The organism is Amycolatopsis sp. cg5, assembly GCF_041346955.1.
GTDB lineage: Bacteria > Actinomycetota > Actinomycetes > Mycobacteriales > Pseudonocardiaceae > Amycolatopsis.
The window spans coordinates 6586746-6608603 of the sequence record NZ_CP166849.1 but is presented as its reverse complement, the minus strand read 5'-3'; the positions used below and the strand labels follow the sequence as shown (position 1 = coordinate 6608603).

The 21858-nt window shown below is 68.8% G+C and carries 22 protein-coding genes; 8 read left to right on the top strand and 14 right to left on the bottom strand.

Going from position 1 to position 21858, the window contains the following annotated elements; translation table 11 throughout:
* The first annotated feature begins 55 nt into the window (after window positions 1-55).
* Window positions 56-874 (top strand): hypothetical protein, encoded by an 819-nt coding sequence (locus AB5J62_RS29500; RefSeq protein ID WP_370943216.1) that lies wholly within the window; start codon window positions 56-58, stop codon window positions 872-874.
* Window positions 867-1505, top strand: coding sequence for a DUF402 domain-containing protein (locus AB5J62_RS29495; RefSeq protein WP_370943215.1), 639 nt, complete (start codon window positions 867-869; stop codon window positions 1503-1505). The genes AB5J62_RS29500 and AB5J62_RS29495 overlap by 8 nt, the downstream gene beginning before the upstream one ends.
* Here AB5J62_RS29495 and AB5J62_RS29490 read toward each other — a convergent pair.
* Entirely contained in the window at window positions 1492-1797 is a 306-nt protein-coding gene (locus AB5J62_RS29490) for a hypothetical protein (protein ID WP_370943214.1), read from the bottom strand. The two genes, AB5J62_RS29495 and AB5J62_RS29490, sit on opposite strands and share 14 nt — an antisense overlap.
* A gap of 106 nt (window positions 1798-1903) precedes the next feature.
* On the opposite strand from AB5J62_RS29490, the gene AB5J62_RS29485 reads away from it, so the two are divergent.
* Window positions 1904-3007: a branched-chain amino acid aminotransferase gene (locus tag AB5J62_RS29485; RefSeq protein ID WP_370943213.1), complete on the top strand. Its 1104-nt coding sequence runs from the start codon at window positions 1904-1906 to the stop codon at window positions 3005-3007.
* A gap of 184 nt (window positions 3008-3191) precedes the next feature.
* On the opposite strand, the gene cobT is transcribed toward AB5J62_RS29485, so the two are convergent.
* Window positions 3192-4271, bottom strand: a complete 1080-nt coding sequence (cobT, locus tag AB5J62_RS29480) for a nicotinate-nucleotide--dimethylbenzimidazole phosphoribosyltransferase (RefSeq protein WP_370943212.1) — start codon at window positions 4269-4271, stop codon at window positions 3192-3194.
* Window positions 4272-4350: 79 nt separating this feature from the next.
* On the opposite strand from cobT, the gene AB5J62_RS29475 reads away from it, so the two are divergent.
* Window positions 4351-5019: a 2-C-methyl-D-erythritol 4-phosphate cytidylyltransferase gene (locus AB5J62_RS29475; protein WP_370950375.1), complete on the top strand. Its 669-nt coding sequence runs from the start codon at window positions 4351-4353 to the stop codon at window positions 5017-5019.
* On the opposite strand, the gene AB5J62_RS29470 is transcribed toward AB5J62_RS29475, so the two are convergent.
* Both AB5J62_RS29470 and AB5J62_RS29465 read right to left on the bottom strand, forming a co-directional pair.
* Complete coding sequence (locus tag AB5J62_RS29470) at window positions 5003-5992, bottom strand: aldo/keto reductase family protein (RefSeq protein ID WP_370943211.1); 990 nt, start codon at window positions 5990-5992, stop codon at window positions 5003-5005. The two genes, AB5J62_RS29475 and AB5J62_RS29470, sit on opposite strands and share 17 nt — an antisense overlap.
* 146 nt (window positions 5993-6138) lie before the next feature.
* Window positions 6139-6783 (bottom strand): DUF3043 domain-containing protein, encoded by a 645-nt coding sequence (locus tag AB5J62_RS29465; RefSeq protein ID WP_370943210.1) that lies wholly within the window; start codon window positions 6781-6783, stop codon window positions 6139-6141.
* A gap of 136 nt (window positions 6784-6919) precedes the next feature.
* Here AB5J62_RS29465 and AB5J62_RS29460 point away from each other — a divergent pair, with 136 nt between their 5' ends.
* Complete coding sequence (locus AB5J62_RS29460) at window positions 6920-7294, top strand: HesB/IscA family protein (RefSeq protein ID WP_370943209.1); 375 nt, start codon at window positions 6920-6922, stop codon at window positions 7292-7294.
* Between the two features lie 121 nt (window positions 7295-7415).
* On the opposite strand, the gene AB5J62_RS29455 is transcribed toward AB5J62_RS29460, so the two are convergent.
* From AB5J62_RS29455 to asnB, 7 genes are all read right to left on the bottom strand, one after another.
* The gene (locus tag AB5J62_RS29455; RefSeq protein WP_370943208.1) at window positions 7416-7595 is read right to left on the bottom strand and encodes a hypothetical protein; all 180 of its coding nucleotides are present in this window, start codon (window positions 7593-7595) and stop codon (window positions 7416-7418) included.
* A 113-nt stretch (window positions 7596-7708) separates the two neighbouring features.
* The gene (locus AB5J62_RS29450; RefSeq protein WP_370943207.1) at window positions 7709-8950 is read right to left on the bottom strand and encodes an MFS transporter; all 1242 of its coding nucleotides are present in this window, start codon (window positions 8948-8950) and stop codon (window positions 7709-7711) included.
* Window positions 8947-10194, bottom strand: a complete 1248-nt coding sequence (locus AB5J62_RS29445) for a phenylacetate--CoA ligase family protein (protein WP_370943206.1) — start codon at window positions 10192-10194, stop codon at window positions 8947-8949. The genes AB5J62_RS29450 and AB5J62_RS29445 overlap by 4 nt, the downstream gene beginning before the upstream one ends.
* The gene (locus AB5J62_RS29440) at window positions 10194-12704 is read right to left on the bottom strand and encodes an acyl-CoA reductase (protein WP_370943205.1); all 2511 of its coding nucleotides are present in this window, start codon (window positions 12702-12704) and stop codon (window positions 10194-10196) included. The genes AB5J62_RS29445 and AB5J62_RS29440 overlap by 1 nt, the downstream gene beginning before the upstream one ends.
* Window positions 12701-13861, bottom strand: a complete 1161-nt coding sequence (locus AB5J62_RS29435; RefSeq protein WP_370943204.1) for a hypothetical protein — start codon at window positions 13859-13861, stop codon at window positions 12701-12703. Before AB5J62_RS29435 ends, AB5J62_RS29440 begins: the two co-directional genes overlap by 4 nt.
* A complete protein-coding gene (locus AB5J62_RS29430; RefSeq protein ID WP_370943203.1) occupies window positions 13858-14985 on the bottom strand; it encodes an N-acetyltransferase family protein in 1128 nt (375 codons plus the stop codon). The genes AB5J62_RS29435 and AB5J62_RS29430 overlap by 4 nt, the downstream gene beginning before the upstream one ends.
* A 393-nt stretch (window positions 14986-15378) precedes the next feature.
* Window positions 15379-17304, bottom strand: coding sequence for an asparagine synthase (glutamine-hydrolyzing) (gene asnB / locus AB5J62_RS29425; RefSeq protein WP_370943202.1), 1926 nt, complete (start codon window positions 17302-17304; stop codon window positions 15379-15381).
* 222 nt (window positions 17305-17526) lie between these two features.
* Between asnB and coxB the strand changes: the two genes are divergently transcribed.
* On the top strand, window positions 17527-18390 hold the full coding sequence (gene coxB / locus AB5J62_RS29420) for a cytochrome c oxidase subunit II (RefSeq protein ID WP_370950374.1): 864 nt from the start codon (window positions 17527-17529) through the stop codon (window positions 18388-18390).
* A gap of 58 nt (window positions 18391-18448) precedes the next feature.
* Window positions 18449-18871: a cytochrome c oxidase subunit 4 gene (locus tag AB5J62_RS29415; RefSeq protein WP_370943201.1), complete on the top strand. Its 423-nt coding sequence runs from the start codon at window positions 18449-18451 to the stop codon at window positions 18869-18871.
* Window positions 18872-19069: 198 nt separating this feature from the next.
* Here AB5J62_RS29415 and trpD read toward each other — a convergent pair whose 3' ends face one another.
* The 3 genes from trpD to AB5J62_RS29400 all read right to left on the bottom strand — a co-directional run bounded on the left by trpD (window position 19070) and on the right by AB5J62_RS29400 (window position 21141).
* Entirely contained in the window at window positions 19070-20101 is a 1032-nt protein-coding gene (gene trpD, locus AB5J62_RS29410; protein WP_370943200.1) for an anthranilate phosphoribosyltransferase, read from the bottom strand.
* A 5-nt stretch (window positions 20102-20106) separates the two neighbouring features.
* Window positions 20107-20508 carry a hypothetical protein gene (locus AB5J62_RS29405; protein ID WP_370943199.1) on the bottom strand — a complete coding sequence of 134 codons (402 nt, stop codon included), beginning with the start codon at window positions 20506-20508 and terminating at the stop codon, window positions 20107-20109.
* A gap of 219 nt (window positions 20509-20727) precedes the next feature.
* Entirely contained in the window at window positions 20728-21141 is a 414-nt protein-coding gene (locus tag AB5J62_RS29400) for a hypothetical protein (RefSeq protein WP_370943198.1), read from the bottom strand.
* Window positions 21142-21225: 84 nt separating this feature from the next.
* Between AB5J62_RS29400 and AB5J62_RS29395 the strand changes: the two genes are divergently transcribed.
* On the top strand, window positions 21226-21849 hold the full coding sequence (locus AB5J62_RS29395) for a heme-copper oxidase subunit III (RefSeq protein ID WP_370943197.1): 624 nt from the start codon (window positions 21226-21228) through the stop codon (window positions 21847-21849).
* The last annotated feature ends 9 nt before the right edge of the window (window positions 21850-21858 follow it).

Genomic DNA, 21858 nt, shown 5'->3' with positions numbered 1-21858 from the left:
ATCGTGAGCCATGCTAATGACAAGTATTGAACAGGCGAAAGGGTGGTGGGTCGGGGTGCGGTTGGCGGCGGGCATCGTGATCGCGCTCGCGGTGGCCGCGTCGCAGGCAGGCACCGGTCTCATCGCCGCAGGTGTGGTGGCCGCGTTGCTCGCTTCCGGCGGCACGCTGCTGCCCGGTGAACCGGGTTCACCGGGCCGTCCGCTGGAGACGGTGAGCACGATTTCCCAACTTTCGTCGGCCGCCGTCTTCGCGACCGCGTTCGGCGCCTACGCCGTTCCCGAGTACCCCCGGTTCGCCGCGGCCGGGCTGCTGGTCGTGGCCGTCGCGCTCGCCGGATTCGGCGTCCGGCTCGCCGAACCGGTGAAACGGGCCGTGACCGGCGTGCTCGCGCTCGGCGGGGTGCTGCTGCTCGCGGTGAGCTTCGGGATCGAGCCGGTCAGCGCGACAGCGGCGCCCGGCGCGACCGTGCCGGGGTTCCTGCTGGCCGTGGCGGCGCTCTACCCGGTCTTCGTGACCGGACCCGGGCGGTGGCGGTACCTGGCGACGGCGGTGTTCGGCCTCGCGATCATCGCCGGCGCGGTGTACCAGCTCGGCGCCGCGCGGCTCGGGCTCTCGCTGACTTCGATGAAAGACCTGCTCACGGCCGCGGACGCGGAACGCTTCCTGACGGCGTTGCTGCTGTTCGTCGCGCTGGCCACGATCACCGCGACGATCGACACGGCCGCCGAGGTGCCCGCCGGCCGGGAGACCGCCGTGTGCGTGGTCCTCGTGCTCGCCGTGCTGGTGTTCGGCGGGCCGGTCGGCACGCTCGTGCTCGCCACGCTGGCCGGGCTCGCGCGGACCGCGCTCCGGTACCGTGCGCATCGTGGTTGATCAGAGGTGGCAGCCGGGGGACACCGTCGTCGAGCGGTTCCGGCGCACGGACGGGTCCATCGGCCAGCATCACCCGCTGCGGGTGCTCTCCGACGACGGCGCCACGCTGCTCGCCTGGCTCCCGCCGGGCACCGAGATCATCGGCACCAGGCTCGTCGACGGCAGGCTGATGCGGGACGCGCCGCTCGGCGAGCGATTCCGCATTCAGCGCGAGCAGTACCTGAGCACCTGGCACGGCACGGCGAACGTGCGCCGCGTCGTCGACGACGAATGGTGCTCGGTGTGGTGGTTCTTCGCGCCGGAGTTCACCGGCTGGTACGTGAACCTGGAGATCCCGCTCGGCCGCACCGAGACCGGGTTCGACCGCATCGACGGGGTGCTCGACCTCGACGTCGCGCCGGACGGCACCTGGTGCTGGAAGGACGAGGACGAGGCGGAAGCCGCGCTGGACGCGGGAAAACTCACGCGCGAGCAGCTCAAGCGGCTGCGTGAAGAGGGCGAGCGGATGGGCGCGCTGGCGTCCGCGCGCGCGTTCCCGTTCGACGGGACGTGGACCGACTTCACCCCCGACCCGTCCTGGGCCGCGCCGGAGCTGCCGGCGCGGCTGCGGGAAGGTCTCAGCCCGCGCTGACGAACAGGATCAGCGTCAGCGCGATCGTGATCACGCCGAAGATGATCAGCGACTTCACCGGGATGTCGCGCGGGAACGCCTTGCCGTGCGCCTTGCGCCAGAAGACGACACCCGCGATCGAGGCGGCGATGCCGAGCACCACGCCGAAACCGCCGATGAGCGCGTAGCCCGCCAGCAGCGTGACACCGCAGAAGTAGGTCAGCAGCACGGCCGCGATCAGCGTCTTGACGTCCGACCCGGTGCCCGCGGAGACGCGGTTCTCGCGGGTGGTCTGCATGGGTTGGTAGCTCACGCCGCCATCCTAGTTCGAACAGTGGCCTGGTGTGCGGGATATGCGCGGGGTGAAAGATAGAGGGCTTCCGACTAACGCTCTTCCGACTAAGCGTTATCGTTACCACATGACGACCACGACGCAGTTCGACCACATCCCGAACCCGCAGCCCGCGAGCCCGGAGCGCGTCGCGGAAGTACTGGCCAAGCCCGGTTTCGGCACCTACTTCACCGACAACATGGTCACCGTGAAATGGAGCACCGACCAGGGCTGGCACGACGCGGTCGTCGGCCCGTACGCGCCGTTCACCCTCGACCCCGCCACCTCGGTCCTCCACTATGGACAGGCGATCTTCGAGGGACTGAAGGCCTACCGCCAGCCGGACGGCTCCATCGCCTCGTTCCGCCCCGACGCCAACGCGAGCCGCTTCCGCGACTCCGCCGAGCGCCTCGCGATGCCGCTGCTGCCGGACGAGATCTTCCTCGACTCGCTGCGCGAGCTCATCGCAGTCGACGAGCGCTGGGTGCCGACCAAGCAGGGCGAGTCGCTCTACCTGCGCCCGTTCATGATCTCCACCGAGAGCGGCCTCGGCGTCAACCGCCCGGCAGGCGAGTACCTGTACGCGCTCATCGCCTCCCCGGCCGGCCCGTACTTCCCGAGCGGCATCAAGCCGGTCAGCGTGTGGCTGTCCACCGAGTACGTCCGCGCGGCACCCGGCGGCACCGGCTTCGCCAAGTGCGCAGGCAACTACGCGGCGTCCTTCGTCGCGCAGGCGCAGGCCGTCGAGAAGGGCTGCGACCAGGTGGTCTGGCTCGACGCGGTCGAGCGCCGCTGGGTCGAGGAGATGGGCGGGATGAACCTGTTCTTCGTCTTCGGCTCCGGTGCCGACGCTCGCGTGGTCACCCCGTCGCTGACCGGCTCCCTGCTGCCGGGCGTGACCCGCAAGTCGCTGCTGCAGCTCGCCAAGGACTTCGGGCACACCGTCGAGGAGCGCAAGATCTCCACCGACGAGTGGGAGAAGGCCGCCGCCTCCGGCGAGCTGACCGAGGTCTTCGCCTGCGGCACGGCCGCCGTCATCACCCCGGTCGGCCACGTCAAGCACGCGGGCGGCGAGTTCTCCGTCTCCGGCGGCCAGACGGGCGAGCTCACCATGAAGCTCCGCAACGCCCTCACCGGCATCCAGGAAGGCACCCAGGCAGACCCCCACGGCTGGATGATCCCGCTGGCCTAGCCGGTTTTTTCCCAATGCGTCCTTCGGTCCCTGTTACGGACCGAAGGACGCATTGGGGACCTGGCAGGGACCGAAAGACGCATTCGGGACGTCCTAGGGACCGAAGGACGCATTGGGGACGTGGCAGGTACCGAAGGACGCATTCGGGACGTACCAGGGACCGAAAGACGCATTGGGATAAAAATCAGGAGGTCGGGGCCGGGGTGAGGGGGCCTGAGACGCCTGCTTGGTCGTGGGTCGACATCTCGGCCAGTATGCGCGTGGCCATGAAGAGGAGCGGGAGCGCCGCGACCGCGCCGGTGCCTTCGCCGAGCCGGATGTCGAGGTCCAGCACGGGTTCCAGGTCGAGGTGGTCGAGCAGCAGCGCGTGCGCGGGTTCGCCGCCGCGCTGACCCGCGACCCACCACTGGCGGGCGCCGGGTGCGAGTTCTTCGGCGATCAGGGCGGCCGCGCCCGCGACGAGGCCGTCGAGGATGACCGGGGTCTTGCGGACGGCGGCCTGGGCGAGGAAGCCCGCGATGGCGGCGATGTCCGCGCCGCCGGCCGTGCGGACGAGCAGGATCGGGTCGGCCAGTACGCGGCGGGCGCGGCGCAGGCCGTCGCGGACCGCGACCGCCTTGCGCATCCAGGCGTCGTCGTCGATGCCGGAGCCACGGCCGACGACCGCGACCGGCTCGGAGCCGGTGAGCGCCGCGACCAGCACCGAGGCCGGGGTGCTGTTGCCGATGCCGAGGTCGCCCGCGATGAGCAGGTCGGCGCCGCCGTCGACCTCGGCGTCGGCGATCTTCATGCCGGCGCGGATGGCCGCGCGGACCTCTTCGTCGGTGAGCGCGTCTTCTGTGTCGATGGAGCCGGAACCGCGGCGCACCTTGAACTCGCCGATCGAGCGGGTCGCGGGCGCTTCGGTGTCGACGGCGATGTCCACCACGCGGACCGAGGCGCCAGCCGAGGCGGCGAGCACGTTGATCGCGGCGCCGCCGGTGAGCAGGCTGCCGACCAGCTGGCCGGTGACCTCGCGCGGGTACGCGGAGACGCCCTTGGCGGCGATGCCGTGGTCGGCGGCGAAGACGACCACGCGGGGCCGGGTGAACGGGCGCGGCGGGGACTGGCCCTGGCAGGCGGCGATCCAGACGCCGAGCTCCTCCAGTTTGCCCAGTGACCCGGCCGGTTTGATGAGCTTGCCGTGCAGTTCGATGGCCGCCGAGCGGGCGTGCTCGTCCGGCGCCTCGATCTCGGCGAACTCGATGATGGTGTCCGCGTCCACGCCTGGCCTTTCGTCGTAGCGGGTGAGCCGGGATCAACCTACCGGTGACCGCTAACGTGGCTGTGTGACAGCTGCCGGTGTGGTCCTCGCGAGCGGTTCCGGCTCGCGCGTGGGCGCGAAGATGAACAAGGTCTACCTGCCCGTCGCGGGCCGCCGGGTGGCCTCCTGGTCGCTCGACGCCTTCCGCAAGGTCCCCGAGATCGGCGTGCTCGTGCTCGTCATCCGCGAGCAGGACGCGGAACTGGCCGCGGAAGTCACCGATGGGCTCGACGTCGAGCTTGTCCACGGTGGACAGACACGCCAGGCGTCGGAGCTGAACGCGTTGCGGCACTTGGCATCCCGCATCGACGACGGTTCCATCGACGCCGTCCTGATCCACGACGCGGCGCGCCCGCTGGTGAGCCCCTCGCTGATCGGTGAGGTGCTGCGGGTGACCCGTGAGCACGGCGGCGCGGTGCCCGGCCTCGAAGCGCACGACATCGTCCCCGCCTCGGAAACCGCCACCACGGGCGGTTTCCTCGAAGGCGCGGTCCGCGTGCAGACGCCGCAGGGATTCGTCGCCAAGCCGCTGCTGGAGGTCTACGAGCAGGCCGAGCGCGAGGGCTTCCTGGGCACGGACACGGCTTCCTGCATGGAAAAGTTCTCCCCGCTGCCGGTGCGCTGGGTGCCCGGCGGCGAGGAGAACTTCAAGATCACCTATCCCTACGACCTGACGGTCGCGGAGCAGGTCCTCACGGGCTCTTGGTGAGCGTCGCGTCCCTCTCGATGACGCCGTCGAGCACGTCGTCGATGGCCTGAAGCAGCTCCGGCTCCAGCTTCACGCCTGCCGCCTTGACGTTCTCGTGCACCTGCTCGGGGCGCGAGGCGCCGATGATGGCGCTGGCGACGTTCGGGTTCTGCAGCACCCACGCGACGGCCAGCTGCGCGAGCGACAGGCCGGCCTCGGCCGCGAGCGGCTCCAGCTTGGTGACGCGCTCGAGCACCTCGTCGTTGAGGAAGCGCTGCACGAAGTTCGCGCCGCCCTTCTCGTCGGTGGCGCGCGAGCCTGCCGGGAACGGCTGGCCCGGCTTGTACTTGCCGGTGAGCACGCCCTGCGCGATCGGCGACCAGACGATCTGCGACAGGCCCTCGCGCTCGGACGCGGGCACGACCTGCGGCTCGATGACGCGCCACAGCATGTTGTACTGCGGCTGGTTCGAGACGAACGGCACCTTCAGCTCACGCGCGAGCGCGGCGCCCTGGGTGATCTGCTCGGCCGTCCACTCCGAGACGCCGACGTAGAGCACCTTGCCCTGCCGCACGAGGTCGGCGAAGGCGAGCATGGTCTCCTCCAGCGGCACGGTCCGGTCGAACCGGTGCGCCTGGTAGAGGTCGACGTAGTCGGTGCCGAGCCGCTTCAGCGACGCGTGCGCGGACTCCATGATGTGCTTGCGCGACAGGCCCGAGTCGTTGGGACCCTTCGGACCGGTCGGCCAGTAGACCTTGGTGAAGATCTCCAGGCTCTCGCGGCGCAGGCCCTTGAGGCCCTTGCCGAGCACGGTCTCCGCCGCGGTGTTCGCGTACGTGTCGGCGGTGTCGAACGTGGTGATGCCCGCGTCGAGCGCGGCCTTGATGCAGGACTGGGCCTGCTCGTCTTCGACCTGGGAGCCGTGGGTGATCCAGTTCCCGTACGAGATCTCACTGACGTTGAGGCCGCTGCGGCCGAGGCGACGAAACTCCATGGCCGCACTCTAACCCCGAGAACGTTCGCCTTGCTAACGACCCCGCCTGAACAGCGGGTAAACGATATCCCAGCCGCAAAAAGGGGTCGTGAGTGTTTTGGCCGGTTAGAACCGGCCGTGCCACTCACGACCCCGGAAAGCCTGGGTCAGGCGATCGAGTCGCCGGGGCGCAGGCGCGGCTTGGGGACGCGCAGCTTGCGGATCTGGCTCGCGCGGATGAAGGCGTACCAGCCGATGGACCGGCCGCTCACGGCCTCCTTCGGGAACTTCTCGCGGACGGCCTTGCTGATGCGGCGGCCGGACAGGAAGCCCTCGACGATCATCAGCAGCAGCATCAGGGTGCAGAGCAGCGTCGCGTACTGCTGGATGCGTGTGTTCGGCACCAGCATCGCCACGAAGACCAGGATCGCCAGCGGCATGAACAGGCCGAGCAGGTTGCGGCGCGTGTCCACCAGGTCGCGGACGTAGGCCTTCACCGGGCCGCGGTCGCGGGGCAGCAGGTACTTGTCCTCGCCCGCCATCATCTTGTCGCGGCGTTCCTTGGCGGCGGCGCGGCGCTCGTCCTTGGAGACCGGGTTGGCCTTGCGGATCTCCTTGTTGCGCTTCATCGCCTCACGCATGGTGGTGGGCGGTGGCGCCACCGGGCCGCGTTTCTTGGCCTCGGCCTCGCGCCGCTTGGGCGTCGCGCGGCCCTTCCCGGCGGTGACGTTCTTGGGCAGAACGTCGATCTGCTCCTCGACGGAGTCGGGGGCATCGGTCTCGGTGGCGGAGCTACGGCGCAGGAACCTCACCTGACCAGGATATGGCCCGTGTGCCGCGTCATGTCCGGCAGGTCACGTGATGTGCGAACATGGAGTGGAACAGATCGGGGCCCGCCGGTGTTGAACGCACCGGGAGTGTCCACAGACGTTGAACTTGAGGAGTGCCATGACGACCGCTGAAACCGGCGACGTGCAGACCGAGGCCGGCGAAGCCACCCACGGCGTGACGTTGACCGACGCCGCGGCTGCCAAGGCGAAGGCCCTGCTGGAGCAGGAGGGCCGCGACGACATGCACCTGCGCATCGCCGTCCAGCCCGGTGGCTGCGCCGGCCTGCGCTACCAGCTGTTCTTCGACGAGCGCACGCTCGACGGCGACCTCTTCCGCGACTTCGACGGCCTCCAGGTCGCCGTCGACCGGATGAGCGCCCCGTACGTGTCCAGCGCGGTCATCGACTTCGTCGACTCGATCGAGAAGCAGGGCTTCACGATCGACAACCCGAACGCCACCGGCTCCTGCGCCTGCGGCGACTCGTTCCACTAAAGCTTCACCCCGAAGGGGTCGTGAGTGGTAAGGCCGGTTCTAACCGGTCAAAACACTCACGACCCCCGAACATGAAGAAGGCCCCCGACCGTCGTCGGGGGCCTTCTTCATGCTTGCGGTGTTAGACGAACATCTCCATGCCGTCCACCTGGGGCGCGCACTTGCAGATGTCGTCGTGGGTCCAGCGGCGGGCTGCCGTGGGCTGGGGGAGCGGGAGCTCCGCGTGGAGCGTGTCGGGGATGCATTTGCAGTCCGCGATCAGCTCGGTCATGGTCTCGGGGTCTGAGATAGCGATGCTCACGCCAACCACGGTATGGATCCTTTCGTCACGGCGACAGCCGTACCAATCGGTAGTGTTTTTCGGGCACGGTGAAATAACCCGGATGGGGCATGACCAGCGGGTAACCTGACTTATTACTGGGTCGGCTCAGGCAGCCTGGAGAGCACGAAACCGATCACCAGCAGGCCTGCCGCCTGAACGAGGCAGAGCAGCTGCGGGCTGATGGCGTCGCCGATCGTGCCGAAGGCGAGGAACGCCACCGGGAACGTCGCGGTGACCGAAGCCATCATGGCGGCGAAGAACCGGCCCTTGGCCTCCGGCGGGACGACCGCCTGGAACAGCGCGGTGAACTTGACGTTCGACACGCCGAGGCAGAACCCCGCGAGCGCGAGCGTCACGATCGAGACCGGGCCGGAGACGAGGAGTCCCGGCACGGCGAGGAACAGGCCGAACACGCCGATGCAGACCGCGCCGAACTGGGTGATCCGGCCGCGCGTCGGCACGTGGACCGCGCCGAACGCGCCGATGAGCAGCCCGAGCCACAACGCGGACTCGAGTGTCGCCAGCATCGCTGGTCCCTGCTGGAGCACCGATTTCGTGTACAGCGGGAGCACGAGCAGCGTCGGCGCGGAGAAGAAGTTCACCGCGGCGAAGCAGACCAGCAGCGGCCGCACGCCCGGCAGCGAGCCGAGGAACGCCCACGTGCCCTGCTTCTTCTCCAAAACAGCCGAAGGACCGGCGGGCATGGTGTTGAAGCGGGCGTAGCGCAGGCACAGCGCGGCGATGACGTACGTGGCGGCGTTGACGGCCACCGCGCCCGTGAAGCCGACGGTCGCCAGGAGGCCCGCGCCGAACGCGGCGCCCGCGAAGTTCGCGACCGACTGGGTCGAGGTGCCGAAGCCGACCGCGCGTTCCATGTCGGCGCCGTCGACCAGCTCCGGCAGCGCTTTCATCAGACACGGGTCGAAGAACGCCTGGCAGGTCGCGAGCGCCAGGCCGACCGGGTAGACCAGCCACACCGGCACCGAGTCGAGGTACGCCAGCACGGCGAGACCGGAGACCAGCGCGCCGGCGACGACTTCGGCGCGCAGCATCACGCGGCGCGCGGGCACCGTGTCGATGAGCAGGCCGATGCGCCCTGCCAGCAGCAGTGATGGCAGGGCACCGACCACCAGGAACGCACCGGCGGACAGGCCGCGCGACGCCTCGGGGAGCTGGCCGAGCAGCCACCACAGCAGTGCGATCTGGTAGACCCGCGTGCCGCCCTGGCTGAGCACCTGGCCCAGCCAGACGGCCGCGAAGTTCTTGTTGCGGAAGAGCAGCGGGAGCGGCCGCGTCGCGACCTCGCTCAGCCGCTCGGCTTCACGGACGTTCATACCGGGCGCTCGTCGATGAGCCGGAGCACCTTGCTGGTGCGCGGGTTGACGGCGATCTCCGACGGGGTGACCCATTCCACCGCGAGGGGCTGGATGATGCCGCGGGCGACGTGGTCCGCGAAGCGCGGCGAGATCTCGTCGACCTGCGCGCCGAGCGTTTCGAGCACGGCCGCGCGGTCGGTGGCGTCGCTGGCGAAGCGCAGCACGAGCTGGTCCTTCGCGTCGACGCGGCGCAGCACGACCTGGAAGCCGTCGACCCGGGAACCGGTCGCGGTGTCGACGCAGCCGCGCAGGTAGTCCAGGTGCAGGGTGACGGGCCCGACGCGGGCGCCCTCGTCGGCGCGGCCGAGCAGGCGGAAAGTGCGCTCCTCCACCGAAACCCACTCGCCGAGGTCGCCGACCGGGTACCGGATCATCGGCTGCAGGCGCCTGCCGAGGTCGGTGATCAGCAGCCTGCCGGGACGGCCAGGCTCCTCGATCGGCTCGCCGGTCTCGGTGTCGACGATCTCGATCACGTTGGTCGGCTCGAAGGCGCGGAACACCCGCACGTCGTCGCAGCCCTCGACGGGCGCGCCGAGCACGCCGCCGTCGACACTGCCGTAGCCGAGCGAGCGGATCACCGCGTTGGGGAACGCCTCGTGCACGATCCGGCGCTGGTCGCCGTAGAACGCCTCGCCGCTGAACAGGACCACACGGACGTGGGGCAGCGTGCCCGCGTTCTCCTTGACGTACTGCGCGAGTGCCACGAGCGCGGTCGGGAACGCCGCGATGACCGTCGCCTCGAAGTCCTGCAGCGCCTGGACCTTGAACTCGGCCGGCGCGCTGCCCGCGATCGGCAGCTGGACGGTGTCGATCGCCTGCTCCTGCAGCATGTTCAGCATCAGGATGAAGCTGGAGTACAGCTCACCGGCGTAGAGCAGGTTCGCGACGCGGTCGCCGTGGCGCACGCCCGCGGCGGCCAGCCCGGTGGCGAAGGTCGCCGCCAGGTCCTTCCACTCGGGTCGCGTGTAGACGGACAGGCGCGGCGCGCTGGTGGTGCCACCGGTCTTGAAGACGATGCCGTCGGTCTGCGGGCCGGTGAGCATCGTGTTGCCGTGCATGGTGTTCGCGGCCCAGAACTCGGCCTGGTCGATGATCGGCAGGTCGGCCAGCCGCACGGGCCCGGCGGGGACGCCGTCGTAAAGGTTCTTGTAGAACGGGGAGTTCGCGCGGGCGAACTCGACGAGTTCGGTGAGGCCGGTCATCAAACACTCCTGGAGGATCGGTTCTCGACCACGGCGATGAGCTTGCCGCTGCTGGCGGTGCGGTCGAAGGCGCTCTGCGGCGCGATTTCGGTGTGCAGGCGGAGCAGCCGGGTGCCTTCGACGGCCTCGGTCAGCTCGGGGTAGCGCGCGATGAACTCGCGGGTGACGGTCTCGGCGTCGCCGGTCTCCATGCGGATCGTGAGGATGTCGCCCTTGGCGTCCTCGCTGAGCACCACCTGGAGCGCCCCGGAGTAGCCGAAGGCGTCCTCGGCGACCGCGACGAACCTGCGGTAGTTCAGCGTCACCGCGGCGGTGCGGAACACGTCGCCGACCCGGCCGAGCAGCTCGAAGCGCGGGCTCTGGCGGCCGCAGCCGCACGGCTCGGTGACCCACCGGCCGAGATCGCCGATCTCGTAGCGGTCCACGCGCTGGCCCCGGCGGGTGTGCGCGGTGAACACCAGCCTGCCGACCTCGCCGAGCGCGACCGGGGTGTCCGACTCGCGGTCGATGATCTCCAGACTGTGCAGGCCGGGGAACATGTGGTGCACCCGCGCGGGCGACTCCAGGCACTGGTAGCCCATCGGCCCGGCGTCGATGCCGCCGTACGCGGCCGAGCGGACGATCTCGACGCCGAACTCCTCGCGCAGCCACTGGATCTGGCTGTCGCCGAAGTGCTCGCCCGCGTAGAAGATCTTGCGGACGCCCCGGTAGCGGCGCAGCGCGTCGCCGCCCTCGGTGAACAGCCGCATGACGAAGCTCGGCACCGTGACCAGCGTGTCGATCTGGTTGTCCACAATGGACTGCGCGATCGCCTCGAACCGGTCCCACTCGCCGCCCATCGGGAACTGCACGGCGCCGAGCCGTTCCAGCGCCGAGAAGTAGCTGACGAAGCTGCCGTACATGTGCCCGCTGAAGAACAGGTTCATCACGCGGTCGGTGCGCGGGTCGATCCCGGTCGCCAGCAGCGCTTCGGCGGCGAAGTTCGAGATCTCGTCGTAGTCGGACCACGAGAACTTGGACAGCTTCGGCTTGCCGGAGCTGCCACCGCTGAGGAAGAACACCTCGCCGCGACCGGCCTGCAAGGTCTCGAACTCCGACTTGGGCGTCACCGGCACCTTCGGCGCCGGGAGCTGCGTGCCCACCGTGAAGTCGTCAAGCGCGGCGTCGGTGGCGAACCGCTCGTCGAGCTGGACGTCGACGCGGCGGCTGTAGCGCTGCATCGCGTAGACGCCGTCGTGCGGCTCACCCGCGTAGCCGCCCAGCATCTGGCCTGGCACGGTGACGCGCTGGACGCCGGTGCTCACCAGCGTGCGGGCGAGCACCGCGGTGTCCTGACGCGTCGCGGCGAGGCCGACGGTCTGCAGGTACCGGCGCATCGGGCGCAGCGTGGCGGTGATCTCGGTGCGCGGCAACGGTTTCACCCACACCGTGCGGTACAGCGGCGAGGCGCGCAGCGCCGACCGGGTGTCGGCCATGACCCGCCAGCTGCCGTCCTCTGCGGTGATCACCTTGGTGAGGCCGAGGTTCTCCTCCAGCCGCGCGACGATGACCGTGTTGTTGATCTCGGCCCATTCGGCGTCGCTCGGGTCGCGCGGCTGACGCTCGCGCACGACCTCGGCCAGCACCGGCGCGAACCGCTCGGCGAAGGCGAAGACCTCTTCCTCGTCGTCGGTGTCGAGGTAGATGACCTGCGGGCTGGAGCAGGCCTGCTGGTCGAGACGGCAGACGTCGGCGGCGACGGCGTGCAGCGCGTCGGTCGCGGACCAGGTGTCGGCGGTCAAGTAGGCGAAGGAGAGCTTGGGGCCCCAGTCGATCAGGCGGGTGCCCGGCCCGGTGAACTCGGCGATGCCGTTGATGGCCTCCTCGCCACCCCAGACGGCGACGGCGTCGGCGGGCGCGACCATGCGCTCCAGCCATTCCTTGCGCGAGGACGAGAACCGCAGCACGATCAGCCGCTCGGCGATCTTGCCGGTCGGGTCCTGCTCGGCCAGCGCGGCCAGGAACTCCGCGGTGAACAGCGAGTCGGCGCCGCTGGTCTTGATGACGTTGAGGTTGCCGGTGAGCAGGCCCTCGATGGCGCTGAGCGCGCCGACCGCGGGCGCGTTGCCCGCCGCGACGTGCGCGAGCAGGCCGACGGGGACCCAGGCCTCGAAGATCGGGAGCTTGAAGTCGAAGCGCGCGAGCCTGGCCGGGTCGACACCGCCGAGCTCGCGGGTGACCTTGCGCTCGAGCTCCTCACGGGCGAGCTGGTCGACCAGCAGGTCGAAGGTCTCGGCGATCTCCTCGCGGGGAAGTCCCCAGTCCTGCAGGCGTTCGGTGAGCTGGATGCGCACCACACTGTCCGGTTTGGACAGCCGGTCGGCCAGCTTCTCGCACGCGGCGAGCACGGTCAGCGGGCTGAGACGGTCGGCCGACAGCACGCGCTGGGTGGTCTCTTCGAGGGTTTCGAGCAGGTCGCCGGCGCGGACGTCGTCGACCCAGGTGCCTTGCCAATAATGCTCGTTGCTCACGCTTTGTCCTTCAGAAGTTCGGCGGCGGCGATGGCACAGCTGCGGTTGCGGGAGATGCCCGCGCGCCCGTGGATCTCGAACCACGGCGTCCGCGTGCCGCAGCCGCACGTCTGCGGGGCGTGCAGCGTGCCGAGGTCGCCCATCAGCACGCTCTGCGCGGGCGCCGAGGTGATGTACGGCGAGATGAACTGCAGATAGCCGCGCTCGCCGAAGGGGAGCGGCTCGAGTGTCCGCACCGACCGGACCAGCGCGCGCGACCAAGTAGGCACGTGCAGGTTGTGGTGGGGGCACTCGATGTAGGGGATGGAGTGTTCGACGGAGCCGTACGCGTCGCGGATGCGCTCGTCGGGGATGCCGAGCTGGCCGTTGATGCGGCGGTAGAGCTCCGGCTTCGCGATCTGCTTGTCGGCGTTGCCCTTCCAGCCGCCGCCGAACAGCACCAGCGAGCGCTCGTTGAGCTTCAGCGGCGGGATGCCCAGCGCGCGCATCCGGTCGAGCGTGAAGGAAAGGAACGCGGGGAAGCCGAAGATGCGGACCGGGACGTCCTGCTCGGCGAAGCGCTGCAGCGCGCGGATGGAGCCGAACGCGTCGAACTCGTGGCCGGTGCCGGTGTGCGCGAGGCCGTAGTCGACCGAGCCCGCCGGCGCGAAGTCCGTCAGCAGCTGGCCGGTGCGGGCGCTGCCGGTCTTGAGGCCTGGCTGCGGCTGGTTCGTGTAGAGCAGGTAGCTGACCGGGTCGGTGCCGATCCAGCCGTAGTGGTCGAAGATCCGCGCGATCATCCGCTGGCCGGAACGCACGGTCCAGGCGTCCCAGAACATCTGCGACTTCTGGCCGGTGGTGCCCGACGAGGTCGGGTTCACGAGCACCTCGTCACGCGGGATGGACAGGATCTCGTGCATCTTGAAGAAGTTCGCGTGGATGTACGGCTGCCGGGTGAGGTCCTCAATGGACTTGAGCTCGGTCATGCCGTCGAAAAGGTTGGCGTAGAACGGGGAACGCCGGACGTGCCAGTGGTTCGACTCGTTCATCGCGGCGACGAACAACGCGTCGGTCTCGGCGTCGTGGCGGTACGGGTCGGCGACGTCGCACAGCGCCTGGACGTTCTTGAGCGCGACGGTGTCGGGGACGGTCGCCGGGTCGGTCAGGTGCGGGCTCACCGGAAAACTCCACTGGTGTCGAGGTGACGCTGGGTCCACAGGTCGATGTACTGCTCGGCGTAGGGGCGGAAGGCCTCGTCGATCTTCAGGCCGCGGAAGTCGAGCGGCTGCATGGTCCGCGCCATCACCACGTAGTCCTGGAAGAGATCGCCGTCGCGGCGCATCGCCGGGTACATCGCGGCGGGCAGGAAACCGTGCGCCAGCAAGGCACTGAGCTCTTCGAAGGCGCAGAGCGGGACGATCGTCTCGAGGTAGGCGGCGCCGGCTTCGCTCAGCATCCGCACGATCTGGCCGAGATACGGCACCACGGTCAAGCCGTCCGGGGTGCCCGCGATCATCGTGCCGTAGCCGTCGTGCTTGGTGAGCCGCGCGTAGAGCTCGAAGGTGCCCTTCGCGTCGGTGAGCAGCATGTTGGGGGTGTGCAGCGGGTAGTAGCGGCGGTACGGGTCGCGCACCTGCTCGTCGAAGGTCCTGGCGACGAAGTGCGGCGCGTCGACCAGTTCGAGTTCGACGTCGGGGCCCGCGATGGGGTAGTCGGTGGCCGGGACGAACTCCGGGCGCACCGGCATGCCGACGCTGTGCTCGACGGCGTCGATGAGCCGTTCGAGCTCGGCCGGGACCTTGTACACGGGCTGACGGCGGTCGAGCACACCCTCGGCGTGCTTGACCGTGAGCAGCACGGTCTCCTGGCTGGCGAACTTGTGGGCGTTGGGGAAGACGCCCAGCGCGGTGAAGTCGTTGCTCAGCATCATCCGCTGCGCCGCGGTGCTGGAGGTGCGGGACTTCCCGTACGCGGAGTCGATGTGGCCGCTGGTCAGCAGCAGGTCGGCGAGCGCGCCGACCGCCTTGCGCGCCATGCCGCGGCCACGCGCGTCCGGGTGGACGATGAGGCTCTGCGTCCTGGCGATCCGGTCCTCGGCGGCGATCTCGGCCATGATCGTGGTGACGATCCGGCCGTTGTCGCGGGCCACCAGCCAGGACGGGATCGGGTTGGCGATCGCGGCGGCCATCATCTCGGGGTCGGTGCCGCTGGGCAACGGGTAGCTGTCGCCGTACTGGAGGCGGAAAAGGGCCAGCAACTCCTCTACGTCATCGAGTCGAGCGGGCTCGAATTCGGTACTCAACAAGGTCTCCTAGCGAAAATCGGATTCCCCGTGCACGCCGAACAAGCCGTCACACTCGGTGAGCGGAACGGAGGGTGGTGGGGAAGGCTTGGCCGACTTGGCCTGCTGCTAGGAAGAATTTACCTGACCGAAACCTGTCACAGGATGTGACTGAATCGGTCTTGACGTCGCCACCAGCGGAAATAAGCAAACCGGGTGGTCGGCGTCACGAGACGTTTCAACCTAATGTCGCAACATACGTGCGTATAAGCAAGAGGTGTGGCCAGCCTCACGTATCCGCAGCTCAGGGGTCGTGCGCGTTGCGGGCGGTTAGAACCGCCCGCAACGCGCACGACCCCTGACCAGCGAAAACCCCCGCGACCTGGGTGGTCGCGGGGGTCTTGGCGGGTTCGTTCAGAGCTTGACCGGGTAGACCGGCTCGGGGATCTCCGGCTTGATGCGGTGCTCGATGAAGATGCCGTGCCAGAGCATGAACACCAGCAGCGCCCAGAGGCGGCGCGAGTGGTCGAGCGTCCCGGCGCGGTGCTCCTCCAGGAGCCTGAGGACCGCGGGCTTGTCGAACAGCTCGTCGGTCTTCGAGTCGTTGATGATGCCGCGGGCCCACTCGTACATGTCGGTGCGCAGCCAGTGGCGGATCGGCACCGGGAAGCCCAGCTTGCGGCGGTTGAGCACGTGCGCCGGGATGATCTTCTCCAGCGCGCGGCGCAGCGCGTACTTGGTCGTCCCGTTGGCGAGCTTCTCCTCCAGCGGGATCGACGCCGCGACCTTGAACACCTCGGCGTCGAGGAACGGCACGCGCAGCTCGAGCGAGTTGGCCATGGTCACCTTGTCGGCCTTGACCAGGATGTCGCCGCGCAGCCAGGTGTAGAGGTCGACGTGCTGCATGCGCGCGACCGGGTCCCAGTCCTTCGAGACCTCGTACCAGGGCGCGGTGACGTCCTTGAAGCCGACACCCTCGGTGAACGTCTTCAGCACGCCGCGCAGCTGGTCGTCGCGGAAGATGCGGGCGTTGCCGTAATAGCGGTCTTCGAGCGAGAGCGAACCGCGGCGCAGCAGGTCCTTGCCGCGCGTGCCCTCGGGGATCTTCGTCGAGACCTTGCCGATGAGCTTGCGCACACTGCCGGGCACCTTTTCGAACGGCGCCAGCGAAATCGGCTCGTTGTAGATGGTGTAGCCGCCGAAGAGCTCGTCGGCGCCCTCACCGGACAGGACCGCCTTGACGTGCTTGCGCGCCTCGCGCGCGATGAACCAGAGCGGCACGAGCGCGGGGTCGGCGACCGGGTCGTCGAGGTACCAGACGATGAGCGGCAGCACCTCCATCATCTCGTCCGAGGACACCGTGCGGACCACGTGCTTCACGCCGATCGCGGCGGCGGACTCGGCGGCGACGTCGACCTCGGAGTAGCCCTCGCGCTCGAACCCGGTGGTGAACGCGATCAGGTTCGGGTTGTGGCGCTTCGCCAGCGTCGCGGTGGCCGTCGAGTCGATGCCGCCGGAGAGGAACGCGCCGACCGTGACGTCGGGGTCGCTGATCATGTGCTTGGCGACCGAGTCCTGCAGCACGTCGGCGATGCGCTCGTACAGCGCCTCGCCGCGGTCACCGGTCTTCGCGGTGAACTGCGGGTGGAAGTAGCGCGTCAGCTTCGGCGTGCCACCGGGCGTGACGGTGAACGAGGTGCCCGACTCCAGCCTGCGGATCGCGGCGTGCAGCGACTCGGGCTCCGGCACGTACTGCAGCACCAGGTAGTGCTGCAGCGCGGTGCGGTCCAGCTCCTCCTTGACGCCCAGCGTCGACGAAAGCTCGAGCAGGCTCTTCTTCTCGCTGGAGAACGCGATGCCGCCGGGGCCCTGCGCGTAGTACAGCGGCTTGATGCCGAACGGGTCGCGCGCGCCGAAGACCAGCTTCTCCTGCGAGTCCCAGATCAGGAACGCGAACATCCCGCGCAGCTTCTTCACCGCGTCGGCGCCGAGGTAGTGGTACGCCGCGACGATCGCTTCGCCGTCACCCTCGGTGTTGAACTTCGCGCCGAACTGCTCTTCCAGTTCCGCCCGCAGCTCCTGGAAGTTGTAGATCTCGCCGTTGAAGTTCAGCGTGTAGCGGCCGGGCGCCTCCGGCGGTCCCCAGTGCAGCGGCTGGTGCGAGTGCTCCAGGTCGATGAAGGCGAGCCGGTTGAAGCCGTAGACCACCTCGCCGTCGGCCCAGGTGTCCTGCTCGTCGGGACCGCGGTGGCGCTGGCAGCGCATCGCCGCGTCGACGGCTTCGCGGGCGTTGACCGCGTCGCTTTCAGTGGCGCAGATCAGTCCAAGCAGGCCGCACACGCGTATTCACACACCTCAAGATCGGCAACCGGGGGAGAAGGCCCCAAGTATGCCCGGGGCGTGCCCGCACCTGCCCTTGTGGGTGGACACGCGCGATGAGTTACCCCTTGGTCAGCAGGACCCGCCAACTCGGCTAGGCTCCGCTGCAGTTACGAAGTTCGGTCGAGGAGGCTTTGGGTGAAGTCCGGCAAAATCGCCGCGCTGGCCGTGCTGGTCGCTGTCATGGCGACCGGTTGCTCCGGTGATGAAATCCTGCGGTTCGGCTGGCCGGTTGGCGTCACCCACCAGGCCGAGCAGATGCGGCAGCTGTGGACGTGGACCGTCATCGCCGCGCTGGCCGTCGGTGTCGTGGTCTGGGGCCTGATCTTCTGGACGGTGATCTTCCACCGCAAGAAGGCGACGGCCGACGGTGAGCAGGAAGTGCTCCCGCGTCAGTTCCAGTACAACGTGCCGCTCGAGATCTTCACCGTGGTCACCCCGCTGATCATGGTCTGTGTGCTGTTCTTCTTCACGGCCACCACCGAGAGCAACGTCCTGGACAAGAAGCCCAACCCGGACGTCAAGGTCGACGTGATCGCGTTCCAGTGGAACTGGGACTTCCGGTACCCGGGCAAGAAGAACGCCGAGGGCGGCGAGGTCAGCACGGTCGGCAGCTCGACCGAGATCCCGCTGCTGGTGCTGCCGGTCGGCAAGACCATCGAGTACCGCATCGAGTCGACCGACGTCATCCACTCCTTCTGGGTGCCGGAGTTCCACTTCAAGCGCGACGTCATGCCGGAGCCGCGCAAGAACAACCAGGACGACACGTTCCAGAACACCATCGACCGCGAGGGTTCCTTCGTCGGCCGCTGCGCGGAACTGTGCGGCACCTACCACGCGGTGATGAACTTCGAGGTCCGCGCGCTGTCGGCGGACAAGTACGACAAGTACCTCGCGCTGCGCGGCCAGATCAACCCGAAGACCGGCAAGTCGAACACCGCGGCCGAGGCGCTCACCGCGATGAACTGCGGCGAGCTGTGCACCCCGCACGCCGTCACCACGCAGCCGTTCAACACCGACCGCACCGCGCGCACCGCCTCCGGCTGAGTAACCGGCCACTCCACTCAGCCCGCAGCAGTTCGACACCAGTAAGGAAATACCAGTCATGAAGGTCGAAGCCAGGATCTTCGAACTCGTCACCGGCTTTGCTTTCCTCGCGGCGATCGCCTACGGGATCATGACCCACCTCTGGAGTGGGTACGGCACCGAGCCGGTCGGCCTGGTCGCGCTGATCCTCACCGGCGGGCTCTCGCTGCTGGCAGGCACCTACCTGCGCTTCGTGGCCCGTCGTCTCGAGACCGACCGTCCCGAGGACAACGAGGAAGCCGAGATCAGCGACGGCGCCGGCGAGCTGGGTTTCTTCAGCCCCGGCAGCTACTGGCCGATCGGCCTCGCCGCCTCGGCGGGCCTCGCCGGCCTGGCGCTGGCCTTCTTCCACGTCTGGCTGCTCGTCATCGCCATCGTGCTGGTGCTCATCAGCATCGGCGGCCTGGTCTTCGAGTACCACACGGGCCCGAACCACGACTAAGCCTCTGACCACCGCGAAGGCCCCCTCCCGCAACTCCGGGAGGGGGCCTTCGTGCATGCCTGGGCCTGGGAAAAAATCCCAATGCGGCATTCGGTACCCGGGGAGTCCCGAATGCGTCTTTCGGTACCTGGCAGGTCCCCAATGCGTCTTTCGGTCCGTGGGAGGGACCGAAAGACGCATTGGGGTTTTTCAGCTGGGTCAGGGGGTGGGCTTGAAGGCGGCCCAGTCGGCCAGGAGCGTGGCCGCGGCGCCGGAGTCGATCGCCGCGGCTGCCCGGGTGAGTCCGGCGCGGAGATCGTCCGTCAGGGAGCCGGAGAAGCCCTTGTGCGCGGCCAAGGCGGCGGCCGCGTTGAGGAGGACCGCGTCGCGGACCGGACCTGACTTTCCGGCCACGAGTTGACGGACCACTTCGGCGTTTTCCGTCGCGTCACCGCCACGGAGGTCCTCGGCTGTCGCGCGTGGAATGTCCAAAGTGGCCGGATCGAAGGTCTCCTTGCGCACCTCGCCGCCGGAGATCACCCAGACCGTCGACGTCGACGTGGTGGTGATCTCGTCGAGGCCGTCGTCGCCGCGCACGAGCAGCACCGTCGCGCCGCGCCTGGCGAAGACCTCCGCGAGCACCTGCGTCTTGTCCGCGTACGCGCAGCCGATCAGCGCGCTCGACGGCTGCGCCGGGTTGGTCAGCGGGCCCAGGAGATTGAACGTGGTCGGCACGCCGAGCTCACTGCGCGTCGGGCCCGCGTGCCGGAACCCGGGGTGGAACACCGGCGCGAAGAAGAACCCGATGCCGACCTCGCTGATGCAGCGCGACACGTCGTCGGGGCCGAGCCCGATGGTGACGCCCAGCGCCTCCAGCACGTCGGCGGCGCCCGACTTCGACGAAGCGCTGCGGTTGCCGTGCTTGGCGACCGGCGCGCCCGCCGCGGCCGTCACGATCGACGCCATGGTCGAGATGTTGACCGAGTTCGAGCGGTCGCCGCCGGTGCCGACGATGTCGACCGCGTGCCCGTCCCAGGTGACGCGGCGCGCGTGCGCCAGCATCGCCGCGGCGAGCCCGGAGATCTCGGCCGGGGTCTCGCCCTTGGCGCGCAGCGCGATCGCGAACCCGGCGATCTGGGCAGGGGTCGCCTCGCCCGCCATGATCCGGTCCATCGCCCACGAGGTGTCCGCTTCGGACAGATCGGCGCGGGCCACGAGCTGGGTGAGCAGCGCGGGCCAGGTCTGTGCCATCCGGCTCACCCGTGCACGGCTGGGACGCGCCGCAGCACGTCCGCGACCGTCTCGGCGGCCGTCAGCGGGTCGAGCGGGTGCACCAGCACGGCGTCCGCCTGCGACCAGGTGGCCAGCCAGCGGTCGTCCTTGCGCCGCACGACCACCACGATCGGCGGGCAGTTCTCGATCTCGTTCTTGAACTGGCGGGTCAGCCCGATGCCGCCGGTCGGCTGGGCCTCGCCGTCGAGCAGCGCCAGGTCGACGGTGCCCGCGTCCATCTCCTCCATCGCCTTGCCGACGCCGGAGACCTCGACGAACTCGACCCTGGGCAGGTCGGTGGCCGGACGGCGGCCGATCGCGTTGATGATCGACTCGCGCACCTCCGGCTTGTGGCTGAACACCAGGATCCTCAGCGAGTCACTCATCTGCGCATTCCTCCGTCAACGGTGGGGTGAGGGCGTGCCTCGCGGATCTTATCCGCGATAGCCGAGCCCAGGTGGTCCCTGGCGGCACCGCGCGATCGCCCGAGTACGCCCAGTACGAGGGCGATCGCGCGGCACCGCCAGGGACCACCTGGATCTCGACTCTCATCGGACAAGATCCGCGAGGCACGCCCAGCCCGATGTTATCGGCCATGACCGAGATCACGTAGGAGGAGGTGCTTGCAGTGCGTCCCACCCGAGCGAGTCGCCCCCGAGCCGCTGCGCCAGACCGGCCATCCGCGAACGTTCCTGGGCGCAGTGCAGCGCGTCGAGCGTCTGGACGCGCAGTGCGTGCAACGTCACGCCCGAGTCGGTCCGGGACTGTTCGCGCAGCTCCCAGCCGTCCTGGGCGAGTATCCGGGTCGCCTCGTCCACCCGATCCGGCGGCAGCGTGAGGTGATGGCGCAGCACCGCCTCCCGCTCGGCGACCCAATCAGGTGATCTCGCGAGCACGGAAGAGTCTGCTTCGGCGGGGTCGAAGGCCTCCGCGACCACCGGCAAACCGGGCGTTGAGGTGGACAAACCGGGCTCCTGCGGCTTTCTGACCAGGTCGCGGAGCCGATCAAGCAAACTCACGGGTAGGTCCCTTCCGATTGTGATCGAGTCCGCACGCGACCCGCCGTGGACCCGCGCGGACACGCCAGGCCGTGAGAGGACATAATGCGACGCGTGACAACGGCAGCTCCCACCATCAGCCAGCGGGTGCACTCGCTGAACAGGCCGAACATGGTCAGTGTCGGCACGATCGTGTGGCTTTCCAGCGAGCTCATGTTCTTCGCTGGACTGTTCGCGATGTTCTTCACGGTCAAGGCCCAGAACTCCACCGGCCATTGGCCGCCACTGCTGCACGGCGAAGAGTTCCATCTGAACCTGCCGTACGCGATCCCGTTCACGGTGATCCTGGTGGCCTCGTCGTTCACCTGCCAGCTCGGCGTGTTCGCGGCCGAGCAGGGTGACGTGTACGGCCTCCGGCGCTGGTACATCGCGACCCTGATCATGGGCGCCATCTTCGTCGGCGGTCAGGGCTACGAGTACATCAACCTCGTGCACGAAGGCCTGACGATCCCGTCCGGCCCGTTCGGCACGGTGTTCTACCTGGCGACCGGTTTCCACGGACTGCACGTGATCGGCGGGCTCGTCGCGTTCGTGTTCCTGCTCATCCGCACGAGGATGAGCAAGTTCACCCCCGCGCAGGCGACGTCGGCGATCGTCGTGTCGTACTACTGGCACTTCGTCGACATCGTGTGGGTCGGGTTGTTCGCGGTCATCTACCTGCTTCCCTGATCGACCGCA